The organism is Piscirickettsia salmonis LF-89 = ATCC VR-1361 (assembly GCF_000297215.2).
GTDB classification, from domain to species: Bacteria; Pseudomonadota; Gammaproteobacteria; order Piscirickettsiales; family Piscirickettsiaceae; genus Piscirickettsia; species Piscirickettsia salmonis.
The window spans coordinates 71,511-85,572 of sequence record NZ_AMFF02000014.1 but is presented as its reverse complement, the minus strand read 5'-3'; the positions used below and the strand labels follow the sequence as shown (position 1 = coordinate 85,572).

Sequence of the window (14,062 nt, the reverse complement as noted above, 5' to 3'; positions counted from 1 at the left end):
TTTTGCATCATTGGATGTGCAAAATACCTACCGAGGTAGCGACGCTTACGGTCAGAAACTATTCGTTGAGCGCTATAATAAACTGCAAGGCCGCCCAATCTTACAATTTGAAAGGCTGGGAACTTCTTAAAAAGTTGAGCATCGCGTAGAATTAAATAATTTTTTATTTTATATAAATATAATATTAGGTGTCAGCCCCTTTAATTAATATCTTCATAAATCTTGTGTTGGTTTGTAATAGCTCGGAATTTTAAAGTTTTTTTATGAAAAGTGTATAGTTATGTGATTAATAAAGCCTATTGTTATGGTTGAGGCTGGATTATTAGAAATAAAGCAAGAAAGGCTGGTTTTGGCCTTTCTTTAAATATAAATAGCTTGAATGTGATTGATTTTTAAGAAGAGAGCTTGTGTTTGAGTACCTTGTTCAGCTCTGCGGGGTTGGCTTTGCCTTTAGACGCTTTCATGGCTTGACCGACAAAAAAGCCAAAAAGCTTATCTTTTCCTGAACGGTATTGTTCAAGCTGAGTTGGGTTAGCCGCGATGACGTCGTCGACAATGGCCGCAATTGCTGTAGGGTCAGTGATTTGCTTCAGGCCTTTTTTGTCGATAATGCTGTCGGCATCACCTTGACCTTCCCACATGGCAATGAAAATTTCTTTGGCAATTTTACCGGAAATCGTATTGTCACCAACTCGTGCGATTAGGCCGCCAAGTCCGCTAGCTGAAATAGGGCTTTGCGTGACGTCTAATAGTTCTTTGTTTAACGCGGCAGAAAAGTCGCCCATGATAAAATTGGCGACAAGTTTAGCATGGCCGCCCGCAGTGTTTACGGCTTGTTCATAGAAGTTGGCCATATCGCGGTTGGCGGTGAGAACGTCTGCATCATAATCATTAAGCTGGTATTCTTCAACAAAGCGTAGGCGCTTTTGTTCAGGCAATTCTGGCATGGTCGCTTGAATTTCGTCGATAAAATTAGCTTCGATAGCGACCGGAAGTAAGTCCGGGTCTGGGAAATAGCGATAATCATGGGCATCTTCTTTAGAGCGGAGTGGGCGCGTTTCTCCTTTCATGGCATCAAATAGACGGGTTTCTTGATTGATGATGCCGCCAGATTCTAATACTTGAATTTGGCGCTCGACTTCAAAATGAATGGCGCGATCGATAAAGCGGAATGAATTTAAATTTTTAGTTTCGGTGCGGGTACCGAATTCAGCTTGGCCCTTGGGACGGACTGATACATTGACGTCAACACGGAAGGAACCTTCTTGCATATTACCATCGCAGATTTCCAGATAACGCACCAATGAGTGCAAGGTTTTAAGGTAAGCCACGGCTTCTTCGGCACTACGCATATCAGGCTCTGAAACGATTTCAAGCAATGGTGTACCAGCACGATTTAAATCGATACCACTAAGGCCTTGAAAGTCTTCATGCAGTGATTTGCCGGCATCTTCTTCCAGGTGGGCGCGGGTGATACCGATGCGCTTAATTTCATCATTATCTAAGCGGACATTAAGATGACCGTCGTGAACAATCGGTTGGTCATATTGGCTAATTTGGTAGCCTTTAGGCAAGTCAGCATAAAAGTAATGCTTGCGTGAGAAAATAGAACGTGGATTGACTTTAGAATCAGAGGCTAAAGCAAACTTCACGGCCATTTTAATTGCTTCTTGGTTTAATACTGGCAGTACACCGGGTAGGCCAAGGTCAATGGCGCAGGCTTGAGTATTGGGCAAGGCACCATAGGCAGTGGATGCACCAGAAAATATTTTTGATTGTGTGGCGAGTTGAATATGGACTTCCAACCCGATAACGGTTTCCCATTCCATCTTAAATTCTCTCTATCTATAATTTAGTCTTTATAAGCATTTTAAAACGCAGTAGGCATTGCGGTGTGATGATCGGTCACTTGCTGGTAACGATGAGCAAGGTTTAATAAGCGTGATTCATCAAAGTGATTGCCAATAAGTTGTAGGCCGACAGGTAATTGATTGACAAATCCGGCAGGGTGAGATAATCCAGGCAGACCCGCTAAATTCACAGCAATAGTATAGATATCGGATAAGTACATGGTAACGGGGTCTTTTTTGCTGCCAAAATCAAATGCAGTCGTTGGTGCAGTTGGCCCGGCAATGATATCAACTTCATTAAACACGCGTTTAAAGTCATCGCTGATAAGCTGGCGCACTTGCTGGGCTTTATTGTAATAGGCATCGTAATAACCGGCTGAAAGGGCATAGGTGCCGACCATAATACGACGTTTGACTTCATCGCTAAAACCTTCGGCACGTGAGCGTTTATACAGATCAATTAAGTCTGCTGGATGTTCAGCACGATGGCCAAAGCGAACCCCGTCCATCCGTGCAAGGTTCGATGAGCACTCTGCTGGGGCAATGACATAATAGGCTGGAACGGCAAACTGAGTGGTTGGCAGGGATACTTCACAGATTTTAGCCCCGAGTTTTTCGTACTCAGCAATGGCCAGTTGAATTTGCTTTTCAACTTGGCTGTCTAGGCCATCACTAAAATACTCTTTAGGCAGGCCGATGCGTATACCTTCGAGTGATTGGTTGAGGTTTTTGGTGTAATCTTCAACGGGATGATCAACACTGGTAGAGTCTTTAGGGTCAAATCCAGCCATAGCGTTTAGCATAATGGCCGCATCTTCTGCAGTATGGGTCATGGGCCCTGCTTGATCGAGGCTAGAAGCATAGGCAACCATGCCAAAGCGGCTAATGCGGCCATAAGTTGGCTTTAAGCCGGTAATCCCGCATAAGGATGCCGGTTGACGAATCGATCCACCGGTATCTGTGCCTAAAGCCGCAGGGGTTTGACGTGCAGCGACTGCAGAGGCCGATCCACCAGACGATCCACCAGGTACCTTATTGATATCCCAGGGGTTTTTAGAGGTGCCGTAGAAGCTGGTTTCATTAGATGAACCCATGGCAAATTCATCCATATTCGTTTTGCCGAGCATGACGGTTCCGGCATTTTTGAGCTGGGTGACGACAGTGGCGTCATAGGGGGCAATAAAGTTATCAAGCATTTTAGAGCCACAACTGGTTTTGATGCCATCGGTGCAAAAAATATCTTTATAGGCAATGGGTACACCGGTTAACGGCGATAAATCGCTGCTTTTAGCTAATTTTTCATCGGCTTGTTTAGCCGCTTGTAAGGCGTGATCCTCTGTGAGGGTAATAAAATTATTTAAGGTCTGATCGGTTGCTTTGATCTGATCAATATAGCTTTGAGTAAGTTCAAGGCTGGAAATGGTTTTACTTTTTAGAGCCTGAATATGCTCGGCAAGAGTGTGTCCTGACATCGTTGTTACCTAATGGATTTAAATCAAAATTAATAATATGAGATCAGTTAATTAATCAATCTTAATCACTATTATCACTATGACTGAATAAAATAAGTGGCCGCTGTTTGATTATTCGATGACTTTAGGAACCAGATATAAGCCCGCTTCGGTTTGAGGGGCAAAGGCTTGGAATTTTTCATGTTGATCTGATTCTGTGGCGTTATCAGAGCGTAGGCGCTGAGTGGCATCAAGGGGATGAGCCATTGGTGTAATACCTTGTGTATCTGCAGTATTGAGTTGCTCAACTAGAGTGAGAATATTCGATAAGTCATGTTGATAACGCTCAGCATCGTCTTTGTTTAGGTGTAAACGAGCTAAGTGTGCAATTTTTTCTACATCTGTCAGTGAAATTGACATAGTTTAGCCTCAAAATTAGTCTTAATGTTCTGTATATATGGGCATCAATAGTAGCATAAGACATTGCATAGAGATATATACACTAGAGGTATGAAGAATAATCGTTCTGGGCTTGTGGTTTAGGGAGAATCGGTCACACTATAATAGTAAGGGTTTAAGGGATTGGGCATTGAGCTGAGGATGCAAGCCATGTTAAAAAAGCTGCGGGGATTTTTTTCTAGTGATTTATCAATCGATTTGGGAACAGCAAATACATTAATTTATGCTCGTGGACAAGGAATTGTGTTAAATGAGCCGTCGGTGGTGGCGATTCGCCAAGATGGTGGCCATGGCCAAAAAAGTGTGGCAGCGGTGGGCATAGAAGCAAAACGTATGTTAGGGCGGACGCCGGGAAATATGACCGCAATTCGACCGATGAAAGATGGTGTGATTGCTGATTTTTATGTCACTGAACGGATGCTTAAACACTTTATCCAAAAAGTGCATGCTGAGAAATGGATTAAACCGAGTCCGCGGGTGTTAGTCTGCGTGCCTTGTGGCTCGACCCAGGTTGAGCGCCGTGCTATTCGTGAGTCTGCCTTAGGGGCGGGAGCACGTGAAGTGTATTTGATTGAAGAGCCGATGTCAGCGGCGGTAGGTGCTGGTTTGCCGGTAGAAGAGGCTGCAGGGTCCATGGTTGTTGATATTGGTGGAGGCACTACTGAAATTGCCATTATCTCGTTAAGCGGTATCGTTTATTCGGCATCGGTGCGTATTGGTGGTGATCGTTTTGATGAGGCGATTGTCAGCTATGTGAGGCGTAATTATGGTTGCTTAATTGGTGAAGCCACGGCTGAGCGTATTAAACATGAAATTGGCTCTGCTTATCCTGGCAATGAAGTGCGGGAAATGGAGGTACGTGGTCGTAATCTTGCTGAAGGCGTGCCGCGCAGCTTTACCTTAAATAGCAATGAAATTTTAGAAGCCTTACAAGAGCCTTTGATGGGTATTGTGTCTGCAGTAAAAGCCGCATTGGAGCAAGCGCCGCCTGAGTTGGCCGCTGATATTGCTGAAAAGGGTATGGTATTAACTGGTGGCGGTGCCTTATTAAGGGATTTAGATCGCTTGCTCATGGAAGAAACCAGTTTGCCGGTGTTAGTTGCAGAAGATCCACTTACTTGTGTTGCTCGAGGGGGTGGACGTGCTTTGGAGCTAGCCGATGAGCGAGGCTTTGATTTTCTGGCAACCGAGTAGAAGTAGAGCGTTATTATGCAGCAGTACCGTAATGGCCGTAAACGTTTAGCTTTGCACTTTTTATTCTGGTTTGGCTGTGCATGGGCGATATTTTTTATTGATCGCTATACTGAGCAAACAAAAATGATACGTATCACTTTAAGCAGTGTACTTTACCCTTTTGAGTATGCAGCCGCAGCCCCTTATCAACTGAGTCAATGGCTAAAGCATAGTGTGAGTGAGCGTTATCAGCTTTTTATTGAGAATAAAAAATTAAATGAAGAAGTCGTACGTTTACAAGTAATGTTACAGCAGCTACTTGTAATTAAAACTGAAAACCAGCAACTGCAGGCCTTATTAAATGCCAGCCATAAGCTGAGCCCACAGCGTTATCGCTTAGCAAAAGTGCTACAAGTGAAAACCAGTGCATATAAACAAATGATTGTTGTTGACCAAGGAATAAGCAGTGGCGTGTACATTGGTCAACCGGTTGTTGATGCCTATGGCGTCTTAGGTCAGGTGGTTAATGTTGGTCTTTGGAGTGCTAAAGTTTTATTGCTATCAGACTCTGATAGTGCTTTACCAGTGTTTGATCAGCGCAGCGGTGTACGGGCCATTTTAAGCGGTCAAGGCAAAGGTGGTGAGCTGGAGCTAAAGCATGTACCTGATACAGCAAATATTCAAATGGGGGATGTTTTGCTGACCTCAGGTATGGGGGGGCGCTTTCCTGTGGGTTATCCTGTTGGAGTGGTAAGGAAGGTCGTGCGCCATCCAGGATCTGCTTTTGCTCAGGTTGCTGTTGACCCTGCGGCTCATATGGACCGTGGGCGCTTAGTTATGCTGGTGTGGCAAGATAAGGACAATGATTCTAGTGCCGCTACTCATATGCAGGTGCAGGATAAGACTAAAGATAAAACTCAAAAGGGTCGCTTATGAGATCGTATATGCATCGCACAGAGCGTTATTTAAGTCAGTGTCTGATTGCTTTCGCGACTATTTTATTGGCACTGTTGCTTGAAATGTTGGTTGTTTCTGGTGGGTTGGTCTATTTTTGGCCGCAATGGTTATTACTGGTTGTGTGTTATTGGACGGTAAGGGCGCCGGATATGCTGCCTTTAGGGGGTGTTTTGTTACTGGGCTTAGCCTTAGATGTGATTCATACGAATGTGCTAGGGATTCATGCCGTTATTTTATTAGCGTTAGTTTATTTAGTGAGAAAGTTTCATAAGCGTTTTCGATTGTTTCCAGTATTACAACAAGCTTTTTTCATTATGTTGATTACTCTTGTTTATCAGGTGGCACTGCTCGGTTTTGAATATTGGTTACATGCAGAAAAGAGTAGCGCTTTGTTTAATCCTTGGTATCAGATGACCATCGTATCTTCTTTTGTTAGTTGGCCATTATTGCAATTTTTGTTAAATAGTCTTTCAGGTAGGCGTGAGCACGGTTGATTTTTTTGTTACACTGGCCAGTCGAGATAACAAGAATAATTAATACTGACTTAAGGTGTAGCAGTAGCCATGTCCGCACAACTTTATCTTGCATCAACTTCCCCCAGGCGGCGTGAGTTACTTCGCCAGCTAAATTTATCGTTTGATACGTTAGATCCTAATATTGATGAATCTATACAGAGCAATGAGCGTGCAGAGGACTATGTTTTGCGCATGGCCCGAGAGAAAGCACGGGTTGCGTTTGACCGTTTAGATGCGAGTCACACGAGTTATTCGAGTAACACGAATAGTGATGTTAGCCCTATTGTATTAGCCGCGGATACAGCGGTTATTTGTGATCAAGATATTCTAGGTAAGCCCGTTCATCAGCAACAGGGGCAGGCGATGTTAAATCAATTGTCAGGACGCTCGCACTGGGTTTATAGTGCAGTGACGTGTATGAGCACTGAACGCTTGGAAAGTGTGTTAGTCAAAAGTAAAGTCTATTTTCGCACGTTGACCAGGCAAGAAATAGTGGATTATTGGCAGACGGGTGAGCCAGAGGGTAAGGCAGGTGGTTATGCCATCCAGGGCGTAGCGGCGATTTTTATTGAGCGTTTAGAGGGAAGTTTCTCTGCGGTGATGGGCTTGCCGTTGTTTGAGGTAAATGCACTGTTAGAACAATTTAATATACGAGCTTTAGGGTAGGGGATACGAGTGAGCGATGAGATACTTATTAATTGCATGCCTCAAGAAACGCGTGTTGCAATTGTTGAAAATGGAGTTTTACAAGAGGTCCATATTGAGCGTGATAATGAGCGCGGCTTAGTTGGGGTTATTTTCAAAGGCATTGTTGCGCGTGTGCTGCCGGGTATGCAGGCTGCATTTATTGATCTTGGCTTAGAAAAAACGGGATTTTTACATGTTTCTGATGTGGTTCCATTAATTGATAAAGACGATAACAGTGAAGATGGCACCGAAGAGATTGCTCCAGTGCCATTGCCCGATATTCAGTCGCTATTGCACGAAGGGCAAAAAATTTTGGTTCAAGTGGTCAAAGACCCCATGGGAACTAAAGGGGCGCGTTTAACGACGCATTTGTCCATTGCCTCGCGCTGCTTGGTGTATATGCCTGATTTAAATCGCATTGGCGTATCACAGCGCATAGAAGGGGAAGAGCAGCGTGAACGCTTACGTTCTTTATTGGCAAGCCAGCTGCCTGAAGAGGAAGCCAAAGGCTATATTGTACGTACAGCGGCTGAAAGTGTTGATGAGCGGACCTTGCTGGCAGATTGTGCTTTTTTAAAGCGCATGTGGCAAAAACTATCTGAGCGTGTTCATACTTTAGAGGCACCTCGAGTGATTTTTCGTGAGTTACCTTTAGCGATTCGGGCGCTACGTGATTTTATGCGGCCCGGTTATAAGCTGCGCATTGATACGCAAGAAGGTTATCAAAAATTATGTGAATTTTCTGAGACCTATGTGCCAGAAGCGCGTATGCAGCTGCATTATTATGTCGGTGAGCGGCCTATTTTTGATTTATACGATGTTGAGCGAGAAATCGAACTGGCTTTGCAGCGCAAGGTAATTTTAAAATCAGGTGGGCATTTAGTTTTTGATCAAACTGAGGCGATGAGCACTATCGATGTTAATACAGGCGGCTTCGTTGGCCATAGAAACTTAGAAGAAACGATTTTTAAAACGAATATGGAAGCGGCGGTATCTATTGGTCATCAGCTTAGATTACGTAATTTAGGTGGTATTATTATCATTGATTTTATCGATATGGAAAAAGAAGAGCATAAAGCGCAGGTTTTAGATGCATTGGAGAAAAGCTTCGATAGGGACCATGCAAAAATTACTATCAGTGGTGTTTCAAGTTTAGGGTTGGTTGAAATGACGCGCAAACGGACACGGGATAGTCTTAGAAATACCCTTTGCCAGCCGTGCCCATTATGTGAAGGGCGGGGCTCGATTAAAACAATAGAAACGATTTGTTATGAAATTTGTCGTGAGCTATTTCGTGAGGTTAAAGCCTATAATGCATCGAGTTATCTTGTGCTTGCTTCACAAAATGTTGTTGATTATATGCTGGATGAAGGGTCGAGTTATTTGGCAGAGTTAGAAACGCAAGTTAACAAGCCAGTACGTTTGCAAGGAGAAGCACTTTATACACAAGAACAATTTGATATTGTTTTAGTATAAGGGATCACTATGCGTTGGCGTTTACTTGCTTGGATCTGTATTGACTTGCTTTTAGTGTTTGCGCTGTTGCTTGGCGCTGGTGCATTTTACATTTATATTGAATTTGCTCACCCTAAAGTTTGGCTTGAGCGTTTAGCAAAGCGTCAGGGCGTTACGCTTCGTGCAGTTAATGTTAGAACAGTTGAAAATAATATATTCTCCCCTGCATTTGAGATAAAAAACCTGGTGATGAGTAATAAATCTCAGGGGTGGTCTGCAGAGGTAAAATATTATTATGTGCATTTTAACCTATTAAAGAGCATTTGGCATTGGCGTCTTAGTACTGATGATATTGCCATGCGCGGGGCAACGATTGACTTTGATATTGAGCAAGCGCATTTTAATCAACAGAATAAACACTCTCTTTTGACGGTTTTTCCATGGCTGAATGCGCAAGAAAAAGTTCAGTTAAGTGATATTCGGCTTAATCTACAGCAGGGTAAGATTAAAGATCATTTATTTTTGAATGCGTTATGGCAGAGTTCTGCAGAAAGTATGAGTACACTCACGTTGCGTGCCCGTGGTGAGCGTGATGAAAAGCTGATAGTTAATGCCGAGGTGAAAAAAACAAAGTTAGGCGGCTTCCAGTCAGCTCATATTGACTTAAGAACACAAAAATTACTATTGTCTTGGTTAAATCTTGCGAAAGTTAAAGTTGCTAAACAAGACTATCGACTGGATATGGACGCTAAGTTTTCAGGAAGTTTAGATCAATCCCAGTTTTTTTCAAAATTTTCTTTGCAAGGCGCTCGTGTGAATGTGCTGCAATCACTTGACGGTGAATTTTCGGCAAAAGCCCATGATGGCAAGGCACAGCTTTCTCTACCTAAGCTTAATATTAATGGTCAAGCTTATCCTCAGCCGATTGAGCTTAATTTAAATTATAATCGCTTGAATCGGCAGCTACATGCCAGTGGACTTGTGCTTAAACCGTTAGTTCCTCTCATGTATTTATTGGATACGACAAGCTTTGGTTATCCGCGTGAGCTTGATCGCTTGAGTTCTTTACAAGGCCATTTGACTGAGATTCATGGTTATTGGCAGTCTGCTGAGCGTTGGCAGCTGGCGATGGGTTTAGTTGATTTGGGGGTGAAGCCTACTATTACAGAACCTGGCATAACCGGTGTGTCTGGCGAGCTTGTGGTAAAACCTAATCAGTTGCGCTTTGACTTAGACAGTCCAAATTTGCATTGGTTATGGCCAGATACAGATAAGCGCCAAACCCCGGTGCTAAATACGCAAGCTAAGATACAAGTAAAGCAGCTAAAGCCTGGGATTAAGCTGAGTGTGAGTCATATTAAGGTGAATCATCCTCAAGCGCATTTGGCTGGAAAAGTGAGTGTGATTTTTCGACAGCAAGCCGCTCCTGTGGTGACAAGTCGGTTAGACTATACGTTAGCAACACCTGAGTTTGTAAAAAAATTCTTACCACATCAGGGAGTGAATCCAGAGTTTTTCACCTGGCTACAAAAAGCATTGTTAGCAGGAAAAACTCAGGGAATTGCGATTTTAAATGGTGCCTTGTCAGATTTTCCTTTTACAGATGGCCAGGGCCAGTTTTTTGTTCAGTTTGATGTTCGTGATGGACAGCTAGATACTAATCGTGGCTGGCCGATCATTCGTCAAGGGGATGCCCGTGTTACTTTTGCTGGGCCGCAATTAACGATTACTGCGAATAAAGTCTTGATGGCGGGATTGTGGTTGCATGATATTCGCTTAAAAATGGCTGATATTATGCCAGGGGTGCCGACAGAGCTGAATATACAAGGGCAGAGTGAGTTTAACCTTAAAAAAGGGATGGCTTTAATTGCTAAAAGTCCACTAAAAGCATTAGTAGAGAAGATAAAAGTATCTAGCGGTCAAGGCAAGATTAATTTAAATTTGAAAATACCTTTTGGTTATGTCGATAAAAATAAATTAACTACAGTGAATGGTATGCTGAATGTGAAAAATACATCTGTTGATTTCACGGGTAAGAAAGTTGCTCTAACTAAGCTGGCTGGTACGTTTAACTTCGATGAGCAGGGACTGGTTTTTGCTAAGGATGCAAAAGCGCTTATTTATGGGGAACCTGTTAATTTTAGTGTGACTTCACAATTGCAAAAACAAGAGCCGATTACAACCATTAATTTTAATTCTTGGTTATCTGCTGCTGTGATTAAAGGACTTGCTGATATAGACCTTGGATCGTTTATTAAAGGCCGTACGCCTATTATTGGTACGTATCGTTTTGGTGAGCATAGTGGTAATTTGTCGGTGAACTCTAAGTTGCAAGGTTTATCCTCTTCTTTGCCTGCACCGTTTAATAAAGCAATAAATAGCCAAGCTTTGCTTTCTTTGCAAGAGAAAAAAGCAAATAACGAACAGGCGATTGCTCTAACCTATGGTGATCAAGTAAAGCTTGAGGGGCATTTAAACCAGGAGAAAAAATCAACACCGGCGCTTTTTTTACAGGCTAATTTAAAAACATTGAATCTTAATGAGTGGGGAAAAACCATTCAGAGGTTATTTTCTCGAGAATTAAAATCAACTAATAAAGATATAATTGGTTCGTTAAACTTAACGCTTGATAAGCTCATTATTGATGAAAAATCACTAAGCGATGTATCACTTAAGGTAGATCGTCAAGCCTCAGGGGTTAGCATAGATGTTACTAGCTCAGTACTGTCTGGTGTTGTTCATTATCAACAGGGCGTAAACATACCGGAACTTTCTTTAGATTTTTCTAAAGCAGACTTAAACATTGCGCAGTCTATCTATCACTGGTATCAGACAGATTTTAGCGGGGGAAATCAATCGGCCGGCGTGCTGAAAAGGACTAAGCATTTACCAAAGGTTACAGCAACATTAAATAATGTTAACTATAAAAATTACCAATTTAAATCAGTGAATTTGACTTTAACACCGGTTAATTATGGTTATCAATTGGATTCATTGCAGCTAACAGATCCTAATTATACTGTGCATGCGACTGGTGAGTTGAATTTGATTCAACGCCAAAACCCCTCTTTTATCAAGGGTAATGTACATTTTAGTAATGTTGGCAAAGGTTTAGATGCATTGGGGATCAATAACTTGATTGGTGGTGGGCGAGGCTCACTTTTTTTTGATTTAGAGTGGTTAGGTTTATTAACCGATGTTAAACCTGAGACATTATTAGGCCGTATTAAAGTAAATTTAGTCAATGGTCATATTACTAAGGTTAATCCTGGTCTAATTAGTTTAATTAATGTATTTAATGTTGATTCTTTTTGGCAGCGCATTAAGTTTGACTCATCTGGAGTATTGCAAAAAGGCTTGGCGTTTAGTGAGCTTACCGGATTACTGTCTATTTTTCATGGAAATCTATTTACTAATGATATGGTAGTTAAAGGGCCTGATCTACAATTATCGATAGGTGGGCGTGTTGGTTTTGCTAATAAAGATGTTGACCTGTTGGTTGGCGCAGTACCCCAAGTGAGTGGTAGTATCCCTGTGATTGCCCTGGCAGCAGGGGGGTTATCTTTTGCACCGATCGCAGGTGCTTTATGGCTGTTTGAAAAGGCACTCTCTAGTGAGGTGTCGAATCCATTTGTATTTCAATACCATGTGTATGGCCCTTGGGATGATGTGCAGACCAAGGCAGTCAATAGCAATAATAATGAAAAATAGATGATTTTATCCATATTTAAATGAAAATTAATTTGAAAAATAAAAAATAATAACTAGGCTAGGTAATTAGACAATGAAATTAGCGATTATTATTCCCGCACGTTACTATTCAACGCGTTTGCCAGGTAAGCCATTAGCTAAAATTGCAGGCAAAACAATGTTGCAACGTGTTAGTGAAATTGCCCAAGCAGCTTGTATTGGTATTGAAGATGCGGTGGTGTATGTTGCGACTGAGGATCAACGTATTGCTGAGCATGCTCAAAGCTTAGGGGTATCTGCAATTATGACATCAGATCAGTGCAAGACTGGCTCAGACCGGACTTACCAGGCGGTGGCTAGTTTACCTGATGTGCCTGATTTTGTTATTAATTTGCAGGGCGATGCGCCGCTAACACCGCCAGAATTTATTCGTGCGCTATTATTGGCGGCTTGTGAAAATAAAAATATTGAGGTGGTTACACCGGTAGTCCAGTTAACGTGGCAGGCGCTTGATCAGTTACGTGCAAATAAAAAGAAAACACCATTTAGTGGCACAACAGCAATTTTAAATCAAAATAATGATGCATTGTGGTTTTCAAAAAATATTATTCCAGCGATGCGTAAAGAAGCGCAATTACGAGAACATAGTATCTACTCTCCTGTCTATCAGCATATTGGTTTATATGGCTATCGTTATGATATTTTGGCACGATTTGTCAGTTTGCCTGAAAGTCATTATGAAGCAGTTGAAGGTTTAGAGCAGCTGCGCTTTTTAGAAAATAATATTAAAATTACAGCAGTTCCGGTGAAATTCATTGCTGGGGTAGTTTCTGGGGGAGTCGATAGCCCTGAAGATATTGAGCGCGTCGAAGCGCATATTCATCACTATGGAGAAATTTTATTATGAAAGTGTTTGCTTGTCGGCATGGTAATACCTTTGGTCCTGATCAGCAAGGTGGTGAACGTATTTTTATGAGTGGTTGTAATAATAATATTCCTTTGGTTGTAACTGGACGTGAGCAGGCGCGCAATTTTGCTAAATATTTGGACCAGCGTCATATTATGCCAAGTGCGCTTTATGCCAATCATCTCGTACGAACTTGGGAGATGGCGGTGATTATTCGCGAGTATTTTTTATTTAAATATAATATTGAGATTCCTCTGTATAAAGATAAAGGGTTACTTGAGTTAGATTATGGCGCATGGGCAGGGCTAACAACGCAAGGAGAAACAGCGCAAACCAATGAAGTAATTGCGCAATTTGGCCTTGACGCCTGGCAAGCATGGCAGCATGAGCGAAAAATGCCGATAGGCGCGCCGCATCATTGGCAGGTGAGCGAAGCTGAGATGGTGAACAGTGTGACTGGATTTTTTCAAAATTTAATTAATCGTCATACTCGTGATGATGTGATTATTACTATTGGTAGCCAAGGTAGCTTAACATTTATTCATCATTTTCTTGATGGGGGAATGAGTGCTGCCATTGAAAAAAAACAGATTAAAATTAAAACAGGCCATTTCTGTGAACTAGACTATAAAAATAATCAATGGGATTTATTAAGGTGGAATCAGCGGCCTGATTAATTTAGGTATTAATCTTAGATGTTTAAGTCATGCTCAATATGAAGAATATATTGAAGGCTTAACTCAAGGATTTAGCTCATTACACAAAGCTAATTTAACGTGAGTTCGATATAACTCAGCTGGTCAATAGATTACGCTGGATATTAAGCGATGGCTTCTTCTCCTGAAGACAGTAGGCTGCTAATCCAGCAAGAATATTGACCTATAAAGTTGTTGACACTTACGATGCCTAGAGTGCTCG

General features: G+C 42.1%; 11 protein-coding genes and 1 pseudogene. 8 read left to right on the top strand and 4 right to left on the bottom strand.

Going from position 1 to position 14,062, the window contains the following annotated elements; all coding sequences use genetic code 11:
• Window positions 1–392 precede the first annotated feature (392 nt).
• The 3 genes from gatB to gatC form a co-directional block, all read right to left on the bottom strand.
• Window positions 393–1,829 (bottom strand): Asp-tRNA(Asn)/Glu-tRNA(Gln) amidotransferase subunit GatB, encoded by a 1,437-nt coding sequence (gatB, locus tag C200_RS01605; protein WP_032126195.1) that lies wholly within the window; start codon window positions 1,827–1,829, stop codon window positions 393–395.
• Window positions 1,830–1,870: 41 nt separating this feature from the next.
• Window positions 1,871–3,322: an Asp-tRNA(Asn)/Glu-tRNA(Gln) amidotransferase subunit GatA gene (gatA, locus tag C200_RS01600; RefSeq protein ID WP_016210532.1), complete on the bottom strand. Its 1,452-nt coding sequence runs from the start codon at window positions 3,320–3,322 to the stop codon at window positions 1,871–1,873.
• 111 nt (window positions 3,323–3,433) lie between these two features.
• Window positions 3,434–3,721: an Asp-tRNA(Asn)/Glu-tRNA(Gln) amidotransferase subunit GatC gene (gene gatC / locus C200_RS01595; protein ID WP_016210537.1), complete on the bottom strand. Its 288-nt coding sequence runs from the start codon at window positions 3,719–3,721 to the stop codon at window positions 3,434–3,436.
• Between the two features lie 189 nt (window positions 3,722–3,910).
• Here gatC and C200_RS01590 point away from each other — a divergent pair, with 189 nt between their 5' ends.
• The 8 genes from C200_RS01590 (at window position 3,911) to C200_RS01555 (ending at window position 13,821) form a co-directional block, all read left to right on the top strand.
• Window positions 3,911–4,954 (top strand): rod shape-determining protein, encoded by a 1,044-nt coding sequence (locus C200_RS01590; protein WP_016210526.1) that lies wholly within the window; start codon window positions 3,911–3,913, stop codon window positions 4,952–4,954.
• Between the two features lie 15 nt (window positions 4,955–4,969).
• Window positions 4,970–5,869, top strand: a complete 900-nt coding sequence (gene mreC / locus C200_RS01585; protein ID WP_016210536.1) for a rod shape-determining protein MreC — start codon at window positions 4,970–4,972, stop codon at window positions 5,867–5,869.
• The gene (gene mreD / locus C200_RS01580; protein ID WP_016210528.1) at window positions 5,866–6,384 is read left to right on the top strand and encodes a rod shape-determining protein MreD; all 519 of its coding nucleotides are present in this window, start codon (window positions 5,866–5,868) and stop codon (window positions 6,382–6,384) included. Before mreC ends, mreD begins: the two co-directional genes overlap by 4 nt.
• Window positions 6,385–6,453: 69 nt before the next feature.
• On the top strand, window positions 6,454–7,071 hold the full coding sequence (locus C200_RS01575; RefSeq protein WP_016210527.1) for a Maf family protein: 618 nt from the start codon (window positions 6,454–6,456) through the stop codon (window positions 7,069–7,071).
• A gap of 9 nt (window positions 7,072–7,080) precedes the next feature.
• Window positions 7,081–8,568 carry a ribonuclease G gene (rng, locus tag C200_RS01570; RefSeq protein ID WP_016210531.1) on the top strand — a complete coding sequence of 496 codons (1,488 nt, stop codon included), beginning with the start codon at window positions 7,081–7,083 and terminating at the stop codon, window positions 8,566–8,568.
• Window positions 8,569–8,577: 9 nt separating this feature from the next.
• Window positions 8,578–12,258, top strand: coding sequence for a YhdP family phospholipid transporter (locus C200_RS01565; protein ID WP_016210534.1), 3,681 nt, complete (start codon window positions 8,578–8,580; stop codon window positions 12,256–12,258).
• Window positions 12,259–12,331: 73 nt separating this feature from the next.
• Window positions 12,332–13,144, top strand: a complete 813-nt coding sequence (locus C200_RS01560) for a 3-deoxy-manno-octulosonate cytidylyltransferase (protein ID WP_016210535.1) — start codon at window positions 12,332–12,334, stop codon at window positions 13,142–13,144.
• Window positions 13,141–13,821 carry a histidine phosphatase family protein gene (locus C200_RS01555; protein ID WP_016210530.1) on the top strand — a complete coding sequence of 227 codons (681 nt, stop codon included), beginning with the start codon at window positions 13,141–13,143 and terminating at the stop codon, window positions 13,819–13,821. The genes C200_RS01560 and C200_RS01555 overlap by 4 nt, the downstream gene beginning before the upstream one ends.
• Window positions 13,822–13,936: 115 nt before the next feature.
• Here C200_RS01555 and C200_RS16835 read toward each other — a convergent pair.
• A pseudogene (locus C200_RS16835) lies at window positions 13,937–14,062 on the bottom strand (IS982 family transposase); the annotation flags it as partial.